The 15672-nt window shown below is 56.0% G+C and carries 11 protein-coding genes; 3 read left to right on the plus strand and 8 right to left on the minus strand.

Annotated elements, in window-relative coordinates; all coding sequences use genetic code 11:
* Positions 1 to 66 precede the first annotated feature (66 nt).
* The 4 genes from ADN00_RS13785 to ADN00_RS13800 are packed head-to-tail and all read right to left on the minus strand — an operon-like array spanning position 67 to position 5930.
* A complete protein-coding gene (locus ADN00_RS13785; RefSeq protein WP_075063579.1) occupies positions 67 to 1575 on the minus strand; it encodes a hypothetical protein in 1509 nt (502 codons plus the stop codon).
* Positions 1572 to 3188 carry a phage tail tape measure protein gene (locus tag ADN00_RS13790; RefSeq protein WP_075063580.1) on the minus strand — a complete coding sequence of 539 codons (1617 nt, stop codon included), beginning with the start codon at positions 3186 to 3188 and terminating at the stop codon, positions 1572 to 1574. The genes ADN00_RS13785 and ADN00_RS13790 overlap by 4 nt, the downstream gene beginning before the upstream one ends.
* The gene (locus ADN00_RS13795) at positions 3178 to 4665 is read right to left on the minus strand and encodes a glycosyltransferase family 39 protein (RefSeq protein ID WP_075063581.1); all 1488 of its coding nucleotides are present in this window, start codon (positions 4663 to 4665) and stop codon (positions 3178 to 3180) included. The genes ADN00_RS13790 and ADN00_RS13795 overlap by 11 nt, the downstream gene beginning before the upstream one ends.
* On the minus strand, positions 4662 to 5930 hold the full coding sequence (locus ADN00_RS13800; RefSeq protein ID WP_075063582.1) for a glycosyltransferase family 87 protein: 1269 nt from the start codon (positions 5928 to 5930) through the stop codon (positions 4662 to 4664). Before ADN00_RS13800 ends, ADN00_RS13795 begins: the two co-directional genes overlap by 4 nt.
* A gap of 74 nt (positions 5931 to 6004) precedes the next feature.
* Between ADN00_RS13800 and ADN00_RS13805 the strand changes: the two genes are divergently transcribed.
* On the plus strand, positions 6005 to 6790 hold the full coding sequence (locus ADN00_RS13805) for a nitrilase-related carbon-nitrogen hydrolase (protein WP_075063583.1): 786 nt from the start codon (positions 6005 to 6007) through the stop codon (positions 6788 to 6790).
* Here ADN00_RS13805 and ADN00_RS13810 read toward each other — a convergent pair.
* Both ADN00_RS13810 and ADN00_RS20035 read right to left on the minus strand, forming a co-directional pair.
* Positions 6781 to 8307 (minus strand): hypothetical protein, encoded by a 1527-nt coding sequence (locus ADN00_RS13810; protein WP_075063584.1) that lies wholly within the window; start codon positions 8305 to 8307, stop codon positions 6781 to 6783. The two genes, ADN00_RS13805 and ADN00_RS13810, sit on opposite strands and share 10 nt — an antisense overlap.
* Entirely contained in the window at positions 8304 to 9929 is a 1626-nt protein-coding gene (locus tag ADN00_RS20035) for a hypothetical protein (protein ID WP_075063585.1), read from the minus strand. The genes ADN00_RS13810 and ADN00_RS20035 overlap by 4 nt, the downstream gene beginning before the upstream one ends.
* A gap of 121 nt (positions 9930 to 10050) precedes the next feature.
* On the opposite strand from ADN00_RS20035, the gene ADN00_RS13820 reads away from it, so the two are divergent.
* A complete protein-coding gene (locus ADN00_RS13820; protein WP_075063586.1) occupies positions 10051 to 11349 on the plus strand; it encodes an ArnT family glycosyltransferase in 1299 nt (432 codons plus the stop codon).
* A 79-nt stretch (positions 11350 to 11428) separates the two neighbouring features.
* On the opposite strand, the gene ADN00_RS13825 is transcribed toward ADN00_RS13820, so the two are convergent.
* Positions 11429 to 12556 carry a hypothetical protein gene (locus tag ADN00_RS13825; protein WP_075063587.1) on the minus strand — a complete coding sequence of 376 codons (1128 nt, stop codon included), beginning with the start codon at positions 12554 to 12556 and terminating at the stop codon, positions 11429 to 11431.
* Positions 12557 to 12765: 209 nt separating this feature from the next.
* Between ADN00_RS13825 and ADN00_RS13830 the strand changes: the two genes are divergently transcribed.
* Positions 12766 to 14838, plus strand: coding sequence for a thioredoxin domain-containing protein (locus ADN00_RS13830; RefSeq protein ID WP_075063588.1), 2073 nt, complete (start codon positions 12766 to 12768; stop codon positions 14836 to 14838).
* Here the strand turns inward: ADN00_RS13830 and ADN00_RS13835 are convergent.
* Positions 14801 to 15601 carry an alpha/beta fold hydrolase gene (locus ADN00_RS13835; RefSeq protein ID WP_075063589.1) on the minus strand — a complete coding sequence of 267 codons (801 nt, stop codon included), beginning with the start codon at positions 15599 to 15601 and terminating at the stop codon, positions 14801 to 14803. The genes ADN00_RS13830 and ADN00_RS13835 overlap by 38 nt on opposite strands.
* Positions 15602 to 15672 lie beyond the last annotated feature (71 nt).

Here is a 15672-nt window from a genome sequence, read left to right on the forward strand (position 1 = left end):
AAGAAAAATCTCTCAATCGTGAAGTATAGCATATACACGTCTGAACAGGCAAATACATCGCAGATTTCATTTCTTTTGATGGATTTCCCACCGGTATACCGCCATATTTTCACCTCCGGCGTTGGGCGCGAATTGCGCATCTGACCGGTAGACAGGCATGCGTCCCTCGCTCAACCTGGGGTACCAACCTGGAAACGTAACCAGATAATCTACGCCCCGTTCATCCATAAAAACCGCCAGCCCATCCTCATCCCGGATATAAGGCACCACCTCCGGTGAGACCAACCCCGCCAGGTCAACCAAAGAACGTTCAGAAAAATAACCGATGGCGCCAATATCATGAACCGCGATCAGATCGCCGGGTTGCGTGTTCTCATTCAACCAATGTGCCGTATCCACCATTTCGGTTTCAATAATCGCCACATCCTCGCCATAGGCGTTTGCCCCCACCCCCCAAAAGACCAGCAACACCCCCGCGAAGCTAAGTTTCCAGAGCGTTTTCAACCCCCAGGCCCATTTTCCCGGCAGATTCAGCCCGGCCAGGCTGAGCATCCCCGCCGCGCCAATCACAAAATAGACGCACATGGCCGGGATCAGGTAGCGCCCGTGCTGGTAAGTAACCGGCAGCCTCGCGGCATAAATTCCCGTGTACCCCAGCCACCACAAAATTGCCGACATCAGGATAAAATTGCGTTGTTTCACACTCTGATATGCGCTCGCAGCGAAACCCGGCAGCAGCAGCACCCCCGCACCCACCAGGGGTAGGCGCGCCAGATTCAAAAACCGCAGAATCAGCGGCGTCTGATACAACACCGCGTATTCAGCCTGCTTCGCGTAAAACGTATTCGGCCAGATGCTGCCAGAAATGGAAAGATTAAATCCCAGATAGGGGACGAAGGCGAGGGAAAACCCCGCCAGGGCAAACGCGGCTTTTTTCCAGGTGGGCAGATCAGATGTTTTTTCCAGCGCAGCCACAAACAAGATGGGGCCCAACAGGGTAATGGCGTCTGGCCGCACCCATACCATCCCTCCCGCCATCAAGCCGATCACAAGCCAATGTTTGCGCTTTCTGGCCAGCAGGTAAAAGCACACCAGAATCAGTCCCCCATAGACGCCGGTTTCCATCCCCGAAACCGCCGCCCACACCAGATGCCATTCAAATCCCAAAAACGCCGCCACCCAGGGCCAGCGGCCCGGCGCGTCAACTTGAATCTCAGACACAAAGGCCTGTCCGGCCCAGGCTGTCAGAAATAATCCACACATGCCTAAAGCCATTGCCCATCCATACGGAGACAAGCCCAGCATATAACCAGCCGCCAGCAGAAAAGTCCACAACGGCGAAGTGGAACCCGCCGCCGGAATGCCGCGCAAGAAAGACCACTCGCCATACAACCCCAGGTTGCGCGCGAAAGTCTGGTGAATCCAGGCGTCATCCAGCGGAAAGCCCGTTTTATACACCAGGCGGCTGGCCAATATATACCCTGCCGCGCTTATCAGACAGGCCGCCGCCAGCAGGGCCAGAACCAGCGTTTGATTTCTGATGAGCTTTTCAGGCTTGCCAGCGGATTGTGTCATTCATTCCCTCCCCACCCGGTAGATAGGAAATAGTGCGATTCCGCGAATGTCCCCAGGTAATGAAAGCCCGGAACATCCCGCGGGTTTTCGTACAAATCTTTTAACCCGCTCACCGCATTGCGGTCCAGCACCAAATATTGCACGTCATAACGATCCGCCACTTCCGCCAGTGTATCCTCATTGCCATCTGGAATCACCACTGCCGGATATCCCGTTGCCGCGTGAAACCCAGGAGGGTTATTGACCATCACGATATCCGTCTCTTGCGCCCCATACGCGGCCAACTGCCGGCCAACTTGCTGATGAACGCGCCAGGTGAGGTTCCAGTCTTCTCCGCTGGCGCCCCACACCCGCGCCGAGAACAACATCCCGCTGATCAGCGCGCATAATACTGCCAGTCCAATCCCAAAAACCGTTCCCGCTTGCCCAGGTTTCCAGCCGCGCTTCCGCGCGCCCAGCGCAATCAACTCTTCCAATCCGGCAGGCGCCAGCGCCCATAGCAACGGCTGCAGCGCCGAACCCGAATGGAAGAACCCACCCCGCGCCCCCGAATAGGGAAAGACCAGCGTCATCACCAACACCGTGGCCAGCCAGGCCAGCAACCCGACCCAAACCATGCGTTGTTTTCTCAACCGCCAGCCCCCCAAGCTCATCAAAGGCAGCAGAACCACCAGACTCTGCACACCCAACAGAGTCATTAAATTGGATTGCAGAGCTTGCAAGCGGTCTGATAGATGCTCCCGCCAACTGGTTTGCAGCCAGGTTTCCAGTGTCAGAGAATCTGCCGGATAAACAAAAGTCTGGTTGTAATCTGTCAGGTAGATGGTTTTCGAGCCGCCCGGCGGCATCACCTGGCCGTAAAAGCTCAAATTTCGCCCATACCAGGCTCCCATCACCAGCGCGTAACCGGCCCCGGCCAGCAACACGCCAGCCAGCACTTTTTTCCACCGGCCCGCGGGCTGGCTGGCAAGCGCGTCCAGTATAATCACGGCAGCAGCCCCCAACCCCCACAACAGACCGTCCGCGCGCGAAAGGTGCATCAACCCGGCAATCAACCCCAGTGCCGCAGCGCGTACCGGCTGCTGCGCCAGACTGCCCGAAACCGGAAACGCGGTAAGAAAAAAACCGCCGCCCAGGAGCATGTACAGCGAAAAGGATTCAGGCAGGGCAGCATACGGCAGGTAAAACCCACTAAACAGCGCCAGAACGCCTGCCAGCGTCCCCTGGCGCGTATTCAACCCCAACCGCCAGGCGATCAGCGCCGTCACCAGTGGCACCAATGCGGCCAGAGGAATAAATAGTGACCGAGCCGCGTTGAAACCATCATTTCCCTGCAAAAACATCCCACCTGCCGCGATCAGCGAAGGCAGAGGCATCCAATAAGTATGCGAGATATGCGGCAGACCCGCGGGGTCATCCAGATAATTCCATAAGAATGGCTCCCAAAATCCATCCCCCCGGTAGAGTTGCTGGCCGCCCGCGAAGTAATATTCTGCGTCCATATAACCGGGTGTTTGCACCAGCAGCACCACACCAACCTGCAAGGCCAGGCCAGCGATTAAGAGCAGGACGAGGATGCGCTTTCGGATAGAGCCTGCCGGATCAGCGTTCATAGGTGCGAACCTCCAGGTCTCCAAACACCTCTTTGCTGGTCAGCGCATAATTCATCTCCAGCCAGCGAATCGCCGGGTGCGCGCTGCCCATTTGCGCGTACTCTTCCAGGGTTTTCGCGAACACAATAAAGCGCAGCCGGTCCGCCGAACCCGCGGCTGCCGCGATGCTGCCTTCAGCTGTCAAATCCATCGCGGCTTGCGTGGCCGGCGCCAGCGTATCATTGGCCGATCCCACCTCATCAGCCAGAAATTTCATCTCCAATTCAGGGGCATAGACTGCCAGCGGAAAGTGACTCAACTTGTTGTCATTGACAATCACATCCCCCGGCCGCTGAGACTCACTCAGGTAAGCTGCCGCTTCCGCGAATGGCGAGCGCGGGAACGCCTGGTAAGTGATCTGGTAAGGGATCGAAATCACAGCGGCCAGCACAAACAAGCCCAACAAAAGCTTACCGCCGCCCGCCTTCCACTGCCGGGCAATCACCAACCCTGCCAGGCCTAACAACCCCGCGCTGGAAATCAGAAAGCCTCTCGGCACAAACACCGGCCGGATCAGGTAAGACACCCCAAAAAGCAGCGCCGGCGGCAGCAAAAGCAGCAGACCGAAGAAAACCAGCGCGTCGCGCGTTTGCGCTTCCTTGCGGTAAAGCCGCGCTGCTTCAATCGCGGTCAGCACAACCACCTGCAGCGCTATCAATACACCAGCCCACAGCCACACCCCCGGCAGCGGAAGGCTGGCCACCAGCATCACCAATGCCTGCACCAGCTCGATCACCCCTGGCCGCGGGGTCCAAAAGGCTGCCTGAATCTTTTGCAATTGCCCGGGCAAATAGACCAGCCAGGGGGCAAAGAAAACACCAACCAGCAATTGCAGCGCCAGCAGCCTGCCCAGGTTTTTCCAATCCCGTTTCAACAGCAAATACGCGTTGGGAACGATCAGCCCAAAACCAGCCAGATTGTGGCTGTAAAGCGCCGCCGCCGCGCACAGGATCATCCCCGCCGCAAACAGACTTCGCCGCCGCGCGCCGTTTTTGGCCCGGATCCAATGAAAAAAGCACACCAGGTAACCGGCTTCAGTCAGCATCACCAGGGCGTACATGCGAATATCCTGCGCGTGGTAAATTTGCAGGGGAGAGACAGCCGCCAGAAAGGCCGCTGCCAGCCCGCCGCGCTCGCTGCCGCTGACCAGGCGCACCAGCTCATAAACCAACCAGACGGTGCCCAGGCTCAGCAAAACGCTCAACAGACGGGCAAACACAATCCCAGGCTGAATCAAACCCCAAAAATGCAGCAAAAAATAAAACAGCGGCGGCATGGTATCGGCCGCCGTGCCTTGAACAATCTCTAGCAGGCTGCGTTCAGCCAGCAGCAGGCTAAAGGCGTCATCGTATTGGATACTGCGCGTGCCAATCAACAGCAGCCGCAGTCCAGCTGCCATTGCCAGAATTGCCAGCAGCCAGCCCGTCTTTTTCTTCATTCCAATTCAGGGTTTTCCAGCTCGTAGATGGAATCCATCCATGTGCTTGGCGGGCGCACAGCCCACCAACGCACCCAGTACAGCATCACAAACAGCGCCAGCGGCAGGGGGATAAACATCACCGGGCTTTGAATAGGCTGGTAAGAATATTCCACTGTCGCCAGAAAAATTGCCCAGATTCCAACCATCAGCACCGCGGAAAAGGCGTAAATGATCTTTTTCCCGCCCACTCTCCAGCGTTTATCCCACAGCGAAAAGGTCAACACAATCCCCGGGAAGGCCACGATAAAATTGCCCGGGTCAGTTTGAATGCCAATCCACAGACTGGCTGCCAGTGTCAGGCAGGCCGCCCATAAAAATCCGCGGAAATTTGCCCGCCGGGCCATATTCCATTCCAGCAATAAAACCAGGCTCAATACCCCCGTTACTGCCCAGCCAATCCGCTTACCGGCATCCGGCAGCCAGACGGCCAGCGCCGCGCCCAACGTGCCAGGCGGGTTATACCCTGGGTAGCGCAGAATTTCACGCAGATTTTGCAATATCCAATCCGGAATCAACAAAGACGCAGTCGCAACCAGCAACGCCAAAATTCCGAAGAACCAGCCCACCAGCTTCCAGCGCCGGTTGGCAACCGCCCAAAACAGGATAAAAACAATGAACAGCGCCACAACCTGCGGCTTGATCGTTGAAAATGCCAGCAGAACCCCTGCCAGCTCATCCGCCCGCTTGCGTATCGCCAACAGAACCCCTGCCAGCATCACGGCCACCAAAATCACCGCGTTTCCCAGAATCAGCGGGCGCACCGCGTGATACCACAGTAGGCTGAACCCCAAAAAAACGCCCAGCATCAGTAAAGAAGGTTTCCAATCCGTCAATTGAATGCTGATCAGGCTTAAGCCCACAAGACTCACTTCCAAAACGGTCATCCATAGCGCGCGCGCCAGATCAAAATCCGCCGCGGCGGCAAAGGGCATAAACAGAAACATTGAATACAGCGGGTAGGCCACCCGCAGCTCGTGTTCGCCCGGTCCGGCCGCCCGTCCGTAGGTAAATGTTTGAATTTTCAAAGAGGTCTCGTCGCTGTAAGGGCTTAATCCGTCCATAAGATAAGTGCGCGTTCCCATCCAGTGCACCATAAAATCAGTGCCCCCCGGATTTTGTTTCGAATACTGGTAATTGGCCGAGGTTAAGAGTCCCAAAAGGATCACGGCCGATAAAATGATCCAGAGTGTATTCAAAGTCGGTTTTGTTCTTAATTGATTCATACCATCTGCCTCTACCTGAATCGGATTCCCCCCATTCGCTTCACTGCTTGCAATCAATTATAATTCAATCATTCATGAAAATTCTCGCCGCCATTGCTCAAACCCGCATCCAGTTTGGTTCGCTGACCGCCAACCTGGCAATCACTCGCGCCCGTATGCAAGCAGCCGCCCGCCTGCACGCCCATTGGATTGTCTTTCCCGAGTTATGGCTGCATGGCTACGATTTGAAACACTTCAGCGAACACGCCCGCGGAACGCCCGCCGCCTTACAAGAAATCGCCGCTCTGGCCGCGGATTACCAGCTCACCGTTTGGGGCACCGTTCTGCAATCGGAAGGCGACAATCTCTATAACAGTTTGGTTACCATCACGCCCCAGGGAGAAATCCGTTACAGATACCGAAAAACACACCTCTTTCGGCCTCTCAGAGAAGACAGCTGGTTGCAAGCCGGCGGCGAGCTTGCCCCGGTGTTCACCCACCAGGGCATTTCAATTGGCCCAGCGATCTGCTATGATCTGCGCTTCCCCGAGCTGTTCCGCGCGCAAATGCTGGCCGGCGCCCAATGCGTTGTGCTGCCGGCGCAATGGTCGCGCCCGCGCCTGGAACACTGGCAAACCTTGCTGCGCGCCCGCGCCATTGAAAACCAAACCTTTGTCATTGGAGTTAACGCGGTTGGGCTGACCGGCAAAGAAACCCTGACCGGGTCCAGCGCCATCATCTCCCCCAGAGGCCAGGTTCTTGCCCAGGCTTCGCTGGAGGAGGAAGCCCTGCTGACAGCCGAATTGGATTTTGACGCCCTGCTGGCCTGGCGAACAGACTTCCCGGTGCTGAAAGACCGCCGCGGCGATCTCTATGGTTGATTTTTCGCCTCACGCTGCAGAATAACTGCCTGATCATCCGCGTAGACTGTTTTCCAGTCCTCAGCCACCAGCAGACGCGCCAGCGGACGGTTGGGCCTCAGCAGCAGTGTCTCAATCTCATACCGCTCCAGAAGTTCGTCAGCCCCCTCTCCTCCCTGAACCAGCCTAATCCAATCTCCCAGAATTTTATCGCCATACAAATCTGTCCGCCCATCGATGAACACAGGCACATCGCGCGCGAACCAGATCAGGTAACCGCCCCAATCATACTCATTGAGCAGGTTGCCCATATCGCTTTGTGAGCGCAGCCATTCCACCGCTTTAACCGGGTAGCTTTCCGAGAGATAGCGGTCCATCATCACCGGGTGAGATACGCTGTACAGTTTCCCCAGCCCTACCACACCCAAAACAGCCGCCATCCCCAGGTTAAGCCATTTGCGCGCTCGCAGCAAAAACGGGTGCTGCGGGCGGTTGGCCTGTTGGAACCACTGCCGCATCGCCAGAGACACACGCTTCAAAGGCGACCCCGGTGCGATCAAACCGTCCAACCCGCGGTGCAGCGCCCTTGCGGCAGCCGGCGCGGCGATCACTGCGAACGGCGCGATGTTCCTGCGCGCGTAAAAGGCCAGCAAGCTGAATGCAAAAAACTTGGCCAGATCAGCCCCGCTGACGCGCTCTTTGCAAAGCACCAATATCACCGTGCAAAACAGAAAGAACAACAAAAACAGCAGTTGGTCCAACTGGTGAAAATCCGGGGAGGCCCACTCGGAAATGAATTGCTGCAGCGCCTGCACATCCACCGTGGAAAAAACGACGCGCCAGGTGTTCAACCCGTTAGGGTTAATCAGGGTTGCCAGCCCCGCCAGCCCTGCCCACAACGCCAGCGCGCTGGCGGGTTTAAGGCTTTTCCCGGTCAGCAGCCAGTCCAATCCATCCCCGGTCAGAATTGCCGCGATGAGAATGAACCCCAGGCTGTAACCGGCGTGCAAATTCGACCACACCGCGAACAGCAGCGGCAGCGCCCACAACCACTTCGGTTTGCCCTGCCGGGACGTTTCGATCAATTCCTCCAATACCGCCAGAAAGAGCAAAGACATAATCTGCGGGCGCGGCGCCCAGGCCAGCGAGCTGAAGATGGCCGCCGCCAGCAGCCACACCGCCCTATACAGCGGCGGGCCTTCCAAACGAGTCCACACCATCAACATCGTCGCACACGCCGTCAGCGCCACCCAACCCGCCAGGCCACTGTAGCCCAGACCGCGATAGGCCAGCGCCATTAGCACTTCAGAAAACCAGCTGTGATTCATCCATCCTTCGCCGCCGCGCGTAAAAGAGAAAATATCCATCAGCAACGGCTTGCCGCTGGCAAGCGTGCTTTCACCGGCGCGCAAATGCCACCACATATCGGTGTCCAGCGGCGCCCGCGCGGAGATGATCCACACCAGCAACAGGCAGATAACCAGCATCAAGCCCTCTACTTGTTGTTCGTTGTTTTGCGGGGAACTCTTCACGCTCATTTTGCCTCAATTAAATCAAGGTTTAGATCATCCACTCGCAGCATTGGATTCAAGTGGTAAAACACCACATAATCCCCAATGGTTTTTTCTTCCCACGCCGCCCCCAGCCGCTTAAATTCACCGCGCAGTTGTTGGTTGAGCGGTTCGTTGTGGGTGGTAATGTAAGCAATTTGCTCCGCCTGCGCAACAATGTCATTATAAGGTGCGTAACGGTTATCGCGCGCGGTATAGCGCAAGTCCGGGTGATATGGCAGCGCGGGGATATAAATCAGCTCTTCCTGGCTGAGAAAAGCCAGCGGGTAAGCCACCCAATAATTGGTATATCCACGAGTCAACTGATTGGCTTTCAAAAAATCAATTAATTCCGGAGCGTAACGGTGATCCACCTGCGCTGGCGCGTAAAACTGGGTGGTCAGGCCGGGCGGGTTACGCAGCGCGGACTGTACCGTTCCCACCCCGTGAAACGCCATCACCGCGCCAACCGCAGCCCAGGCCAGCCGGCGATTGGGTGCCTTCGCGGCTAAAAAGACCCCACCACACACCGCCAGAAACGCTCCCAACGGCAAAAAATACCGCCCGGAAGGGTCCACCCCAAAAGAAGTCAACAAAAATCCAGCTATCAATGCCAACGCGGAGAGGGCAAATAACAGGTAAAAACCCCGTTCTTGCCAGGTCTTTTTCGCAAAGTACGCCGCGCTGAGCCCCGCAAAGACCAGTGCCAGCGGCGCCAGCGGCAGCGCCAGCCAGCGAATTTCCCACGGCGGCCGCACACCCAGCAGCACCGGCAGCCCCAGCAGCAGAAAATTCACGGTGTGCCGCCCCAACCGGCTTAAATATGAGCCCGGCTCCACCGCCACAGCGCTGCCGGTCAGCTCGCCCAGCAGATGGTCAAACCCGTGCTCAACAGCGAACCCCCACCACGGCAGCGCGCCAACCAGCCCGCCCGCCACAAACGTGAAAGCGAAAATCCACAAAAAATCGCCTCGCCGCTCCCGCGTGGCGCGGGCCGCTTTGAATAGCACGATCAATGCCGCGGGCGCGGTGAAAACAAGGCTCAACGCGTTCGCCCATACTCCCAGGCCGGTTAAGAAACCCAGTCCCAGCCCGGCCAGCCACAAATACCCGCTTTTCGATTCATCCAACTCCAGGCGTTTCACAGTGATCACCGCCAGCCAGGTTTGCAACCCGCCGATCAGCAGCGCCTCACCGTACCCGCCCATGCTGACGGTGGTGTAGAGCGTCATATTGACCGTAGGAATCGCCAGCAGAAACGCCGTCCAAATACCGGCTTCGTCGCTTTCAAACGCGACCCGCACTGCCGCGGAGATGGACACCAAGAATCCCGCATACAGCAGCATCTGTACCAGGCGAATCACCATCACTTGCTCGCCCAGCAGCACGAACCCGGCTGCCGCCAGATAAGCATCGAGGCTGCCCATGTACGCCTGCCCGTAAAAGAAAACCGGCCTGGCACCCTGCAAAATATGCCGCGCCATCAGGGCCACAATCGCTTCATCTGAATTGAACGGAAATGCCTCAAATGCCAAAAAAATGGCTTTCCAGACCGTTGCCAGCGCCACTGCAACGCAAACCATGACCCAAAATCGCTGTTTTTTAATCATCAATCGTCACAATTCCCAAGCGAAGAAAACAAGAATTGACCTGCATATCCGTTTCGAAGTAGAATCGAATTGCAGCTCGTTCTTAATTGTAGTGTTAGCGGCATAAGCTCGCAATGACATCATGAAACCACTCAGTCAAACGCCCGTTAACCGTGTATTTCTGGCATGTTTTATTCTCATCGCCAGTTATTTTTACTGGCAGGGTGTGGATGGTGTTCCTTTCCACCCCGACGAAGCCACCCAGCTCTATATGAGCGCCGATTTCCAGCAGTATATTACCGATCCATTTTCAATGGCCTGGCGGCCCGAACAACGATACGACCCCGTCATTCATTTTCGTCTGCTCGACGCGCCGCTCACCCGCTATGCGGCTGGGGCTGTTCTCTACTTCACCGGCCGGGAGCCACTGCCTGTTGATTGGGTTTGGAGTCAGAACTGGCAGACCAACGTAAACCGCGGCGCCCTGCCCGATGCGGCTATGCTGCACGCTGGCCGACTGGCTGTTGCCTGGGTTTTCCCTTTTTCCATGCTACTCCTCTATGCCATCGCTGCCGGGGTGATGGACTACCGCGCCGCCTGGATCAGCCTGCTGCTCTTTGCCGGCAACGCTCTGGTGTTGTTGCATACCCGGCGCGTAATGACCGAAAGTTTTCTCACCTTTTTTGTGCTCCTCAATATTTTCATGCTCATTTACGTCAAGCCACCCCATCTGCCCTGGCTGGGGCTGGCCGCCGCCTTAGCCATTTGCGCCAAGCAGTCTGCTGCGGCGCTGATTCCGCTTAACCTGCTGGCCATCGTGTGGATTACACAAAAAGAATATCAATCCTGGAAAAGAACCTTGCGCGCCGTTTTGTTATTCCTCTTTCTTTTTGCGCTTATTTTCATGCTCCTCAATCCGGTCTTTTGGGCACACCCAATTCCATCTCTTCAAGCCGCCGCTACAGAACGCCAGCAGCTCCTGCAATCGCAGATCGAAACCATCTCCCGCCAGGACCCCGATCAGATTTTGACCAGCGTCCCCATGCGGGCTGGCAGCCTGATCGCGCATACCTTTTTCACGCCGCCCATGATCGCCGAATCGCGCAATTATTATGCCGCCACCCTCGAAGCAGAAAGCATCTATTTCGATCAACCCCTTCACTCTCGATATCGTGCCATGTTCCCCGGAACCATCTACCTCATTTTCACGCTCATAGGCCTGGCAACCGCGGTCTACCAGACTGTAACCCGCCAAAATCCACCCGATTCACGCATTCCCTGGCTGCTTCTTTCTTTGGCATTCTTGGCTGGCGGATTGATCGCCGTAGTTCCGCTGACCTGGCAGCGCTATGTTATGCCGTTGATCGCCTTCCCTTGCATTTTCGCGGCCTGGCCTTTTTATCGCCTGCTCTGCGCCAATCAGACCATCGGTCAGGATTAGAAAAGCCCCCTTGCGGGGGCCACAGCCCCCTTGCGGGGGGGCAAGATGCTTTCGGGGGTGATTCACGGTCAGCCAGGGACTAGATAGCGCGGTGATACACCCGGTGATTCTTATACTCAACACCACCCACGTTGATCAGGTCTTTACGCATTTGGCGCGTCGTCTCAGCCACCTGGGTAAGTTCGGCGTGCACAAACCCAAAATCGTGAATCGTTTTGTACATTTCGCTGTAGAGCAAGGCGTTCCCACCCCGGCCCTGGAAATCGGGCAAAATACCCGCCCCGTTCAGCGTAACATATTTTGTCCGTTTCATCGTCGTCAGCAGATCCACAATGCCCCACGGTGTGATGCGCCCCTTTTGACGCTGCAGCGCGTCAGAAATATCAGGAAAAGCCACCAGGAAGCCGATCATTTTTTCTTCGTGCGTAATAATCTTGATCAGCCGGTAATCCAGCACCGACATTAACTGGCTCAACAGGTATTTCACTTCCGCCGGGCTGAGCGGATAATATTCCCAGTTATTCACAAAGGTATTGTTGTAGGCTTCTCCAATGGTCGGCGCGTAATCAATTAATTCGCGCCGGCTCTTAAAGTTTTTCACCTTCAGCGTGCCGCGTTCTTGCACGCGCCGCGCCACTTCATGAATTTTTTCCGGCAGGATGAACTTCTCCATCGGCAGCGAACAGCTCACAAAATCTACTTCTTTCTCAAATCCCATATTTTCCATCAGCTTCGGGTAATAGGGATAGTTATAGCTGCTCATGGTCATCATTTGGCGCTGGTCAAAACCGCTTTCCAGAATGCCGTAACCATCAAAAGAGCACATACCCTTCGGACCCACAACTTCATTCAGGCCTCGCTTGCGGCCCCATTCAAACCCGTATTCAAACAGGGCATTAGCCACTTCCTGGTCATCGATGCTATCAAACATGGTGAACGACATTTTCTTGCACTGGTGATAAGCATTGAATGGCTTATGCTCCATCACCATCAAGCGTCCAACCACCTCATTTCCCTTCGTGGCGATTAAGAAATCACCGTCCGATCGCTCAAAAAAGGGATGCTTGTCGCGATTCAACATGAACTTAACATCACTGATGAAGGGCGGCACCCACTGCGGGCAGTTCTTATACAAATTGAAAGGGACTGAAATAAATTGGTTAACATCTTGCTTGTTCCGCGTATCAACAACTTTGACCTGGATCATAATAACCTCACGAAGGAATAAATGGATGTACAAAATGGAAAAAATACGGAATGAACCTTAATATTGCGAGTATACACCTATTTGGAATCTTCGTCTCTGTTTTTTTATTTAACAACCCCACCATTCAGTCATTGTTTCACCACAGCACTGCCAAAAAATGATATGATGATTATACAGACTTGATTTGTCATATTACAAAGGAAAAGCACATGCCCAACCGCCTGAAGGATTCAAACTCCCCTTACCTGCTCCAGCACGCTCACAACCCGGTTGATTGGCAGCCCTGGGACGAACAGGCGTTGCGGCTCGCGCGCGAGCAAAACAAGCCCATTTTCTTAAGCATAGGGTACGCCGCCTGCCACTGGTGCCATGTGATGGAATCAGAATCGTTCACCGACCCCGAAATTGCCAATCTTCTCAACACTCATTTCATCAGCATCAAAGTGGACCGTGAGGAGCGCCCGGACCTGGACACGATTTACATGAATGCTGTTATATCCATGACCGGGCAGGGCGGCTGGCCGATGAGTGTCTTTCTCACACCCGAGCAAAAACCCTTTTTCGGCGGTACCTATTTCCCACCCCACCCACGCAATGGCATGCCTTCTTTCAAACAGGTTCTGCTCTCCATTGTCCGCTTCTGGCAGCAAGAGCCTGAAGAAGCCCGCCGCCTGGCCGGCTCGCTGACCGAGCAGATTGCCAACGCCCTGGATTTCCAGATTGATTCATCCGCGTCCGGCGCTGCCGACGAGCAAGCCATCTCACAGGCTGCGCAGAAATTAATCGAAACGTACAACTGGAACGATGGCGGCTGGGGGTCTGCCCCCCGCTTCCCCGCGCCAATGAGCATTGAATTCCTTCTTCAGCAAGGAATGCGGGGCAACGCCGATGCCATGCGCCTGTGTTTGCACCTGCTTGATCACATGCGCCAAGGCGGCATGTATGACCTGGTCAGCGGCGGATTTCACCGCTACAGCACAGATCGCTACTGGCATGTTCCGCACTTTGAGAAGATGCTTTACGATAACGCCCAGCTTGCCAGGGTGTATCTGCATGCGTGGATAGTGAGCGGAAACCCTGCCTACCGGCAAGTCGCCCAACAAACCCTGGACTTTATTCTCAGGGACCTGTCTCACCCGGCAGGCGGCTTCTTTAGCAGTCTGGATGCCGACTCGGAGGGTGTGGAAGGGGATTATTATACCTTCACCGCTGAAGAGATCCAATCTGCGCGATCCACACTGCCAGCCCGGGTCTTTGAGCCATTCGCCCTGACCGGGAAATTTGACAAAGCCGGCCCTTTCTTGCTGCGCTACAAAGATCAATCCGACTTGCAAACCGCCGGTGACCCAGCCGCGCTGGATGTATCACCTCTGCTTGAATCGCTGCGCAAGATTCGCGAGAGCAAAAAACGCCCGCGCGTCGATGATAAGATCATCGTCCTCTGGAACGCCCTGGCGCTGCGCGCCTTCTCTGAAGCCGCCCGCTATCTGAACGAGCCGCGCTATCGGAAAGCCGCTCAAAAGAATGCCGCGTTTTTGCTGGAAAACCTCTATTCATCCCCTCAACTGTATCGCTCCTGGCGAAACGGCGCCGCCGCCCAGCCCGCCTTTTTGGAAGATTACACCGGGCTGGCCGTCGCGCTTTTCTCACTTTACCAGGTGGACGCCAACCCGCGCTGGTATCAAGCCGCGATTGACCTAACCCGCCTGTGCCTGGATCGGTTCTCTGCCCCGAACGGAGGTTTTTATGAATCGCCGCCCGCCCAAGAGAACCTCATCGCTCAAATGAAGAATGTTCAGGACAACGTTACCCCCTCGGGAAACGCCCTGGCTGCCCACGCAGTATTGCTGGCCGCCCAAATGGATGCGCAATTCCCCTACCGGGCAGAAGTCATGAAGCTCTTTACCAGCCAGCAATCCCTGATATCCCGCTATCCTTCTTCATTTGCATACTGGCTTACCCTCTCCCCGCTGGTCTTGTCTCAACCCATGCAGCTAATTATTGTCTATACGCAATCTTCACAACAATCAAAAACCTTTCTCGATCTCGCCCGCCGCGTATTTCTGCCCGGCAGCGTCTTCATCGCCGCGCCAGAGCCCATCGACACCGCTCATGCTCCCCTGCTGAATAACCGCTCCGCGCAAAACGGCCAGCCCACAGCTTATCTCTGCCAGAATTTTGTTTGCCAGCTCCCGCTGATCTCGCTCTCGCAGTTCGCGCAAGCCCTCCAGCAGACGGGCGCGGTCATCGCTCCCGCAGAAACGTCAGCAAAGTCCGGTTAAATTCCTCCGCCTGGTCAATCAACACCGCGTGGCCGGATTGCTCAATCCGCACCTGGCGCGCGTTTGGCAGCCGGCTGGCCAGCTCGGTTTGGATCGATGGCGCAATGGTCGTGTCCTCCTCGCTGGTGACAACCAGAGCGGGCATCGATAATTTTTTTGCTTTGCGCCGCGCGTCAAAAACCGCCAGCGAGAGCATTGCCTGCCGGTAAACCCTGGGACTGGCTTGCAAAATCTTCTCTACCACCAGCTCCCGCCAAATCGTCTGGTCTTCCCGTGGAAAAACACGCTCAGCCACCTGCGCCGCCTGTTGGTCCAGTCCCCGGAAATTCAAAGTAACAAACCGCCGCGTCAGGTAGCGCGTTTCTCCGCTGAAGCGAATGCGCAGGTGAGCAAACGTGTTCACCAAAACCAATTTCTCTACGCGTTCCGCGCAGATCAATGCCAACTCTTGCGCCACGGCGCCGCCCATCGAATGCCCCACCAGGGAAAATCGTTCAACCCCCAGTGCTGCCAGCCACGCTGCCAGCTTCTCTGCTGTGCGCTTCACGCTCCAGCGTTGAGCATAGGCTGCGGAACGCCCAAACCCTGGCAGGTCGGGGGCCAGCGGCCTGAACCCCGCAGCGATGAGTACCGGATACTGAAACACCCAGCTTTCCGCGTCTGCGCCCAAGCCGTGCAGCAACACAATCACACGCTGGCGATCAGGCGCCGGGTCCAGGTAGGCAATGCCCAGGCGTTCTTTCCAAAGGCCGGTATAATTCAAATACGGTTTCATCCTGGATCAATTATAGTCCTCTGGTAAAATTTATTAATAAGATCAACTCGACAGCATCC

It is taken from the genome of Ornatilinea apprima (assembly GCF_001306115.1).
In the GTDB taxonomy this organism is placed as follows: Bacteria; Chloroflexota; Anaerolineae; order Anaerolineales; family Anaerolineaceae; genus Ornatilinea; species Ornatilinea apprima.

Coding starts and splice junctions, on each gene's coding strand:
- ADN00_RS13785 (WP_075063579.1), bottom strand. CDS start 1,575: ATGACACAATCCGCTGGCAAGCCTGAAAAGCTCATCAGAAATCAAACG.
- ADN00_RS13820 (WP_075063586.1), top strand. CDS start 10,051: ATGAAACCACTCAGTCAAACGCCCGTTAACCGTGTATTTCTGGCATGT.
- ADN00_RS13790 (WP_075063580.1), bottom strand. CDS start 3,188: ATGAACGCTGATCCGGCAGGCTCTATCCGAAAGCGCATCCTCGTCCTG.
- ADN00_RS13800 (WP_075063582.1), bottom strand. CDS start 5,930: ATGAATCAATTAAGAACAAAACCGACTTTGAATACACTCTGGATCATT.
- ADN00_RS20035 (WP_075063585.1), bottom strand. CDS start 9,929: ATGATTAAAAAACAGCGATTTTGGGTCATGGTTTGCGTTGCAGTGGCG.
- ADN00_RS13825 (WP_075063587.1), bottom strand. CDS start 12,556: ATGATCCAGGTCAAAGTTGTTGATACGCGGAACAAGCAAGATGTTAAC.
- ADN00_RS13805 (WP_075063583.1), top strand. CDS start 6,005: ATGAAAATTCTCGCCGCCATTGCTCAAACCCGCATCCAGTTTGGTTCG.
- ADN00_RS13795 (WP_075063581.1), bottom strand. CDS start 4,665: ATGAAGAAAAAGACGGGCTGGCTGCTGGCAATTCTGGCAATGGCAGCT.
- ADN00_RS13810 (WP_075063584.1), bottom strand. CDS start 8,307: ATGAGCGTGAAGAGTTCCCCGCAAAACAACGAACAACAAGTAGAGGGC.
- ADN00_RS13830 (WP_075063588.1), top strand. CDS start 12,766: ATGCCCAACCGCCTGAAGGATTCAAACTCCCCTTACCTGCTCCAGCAC.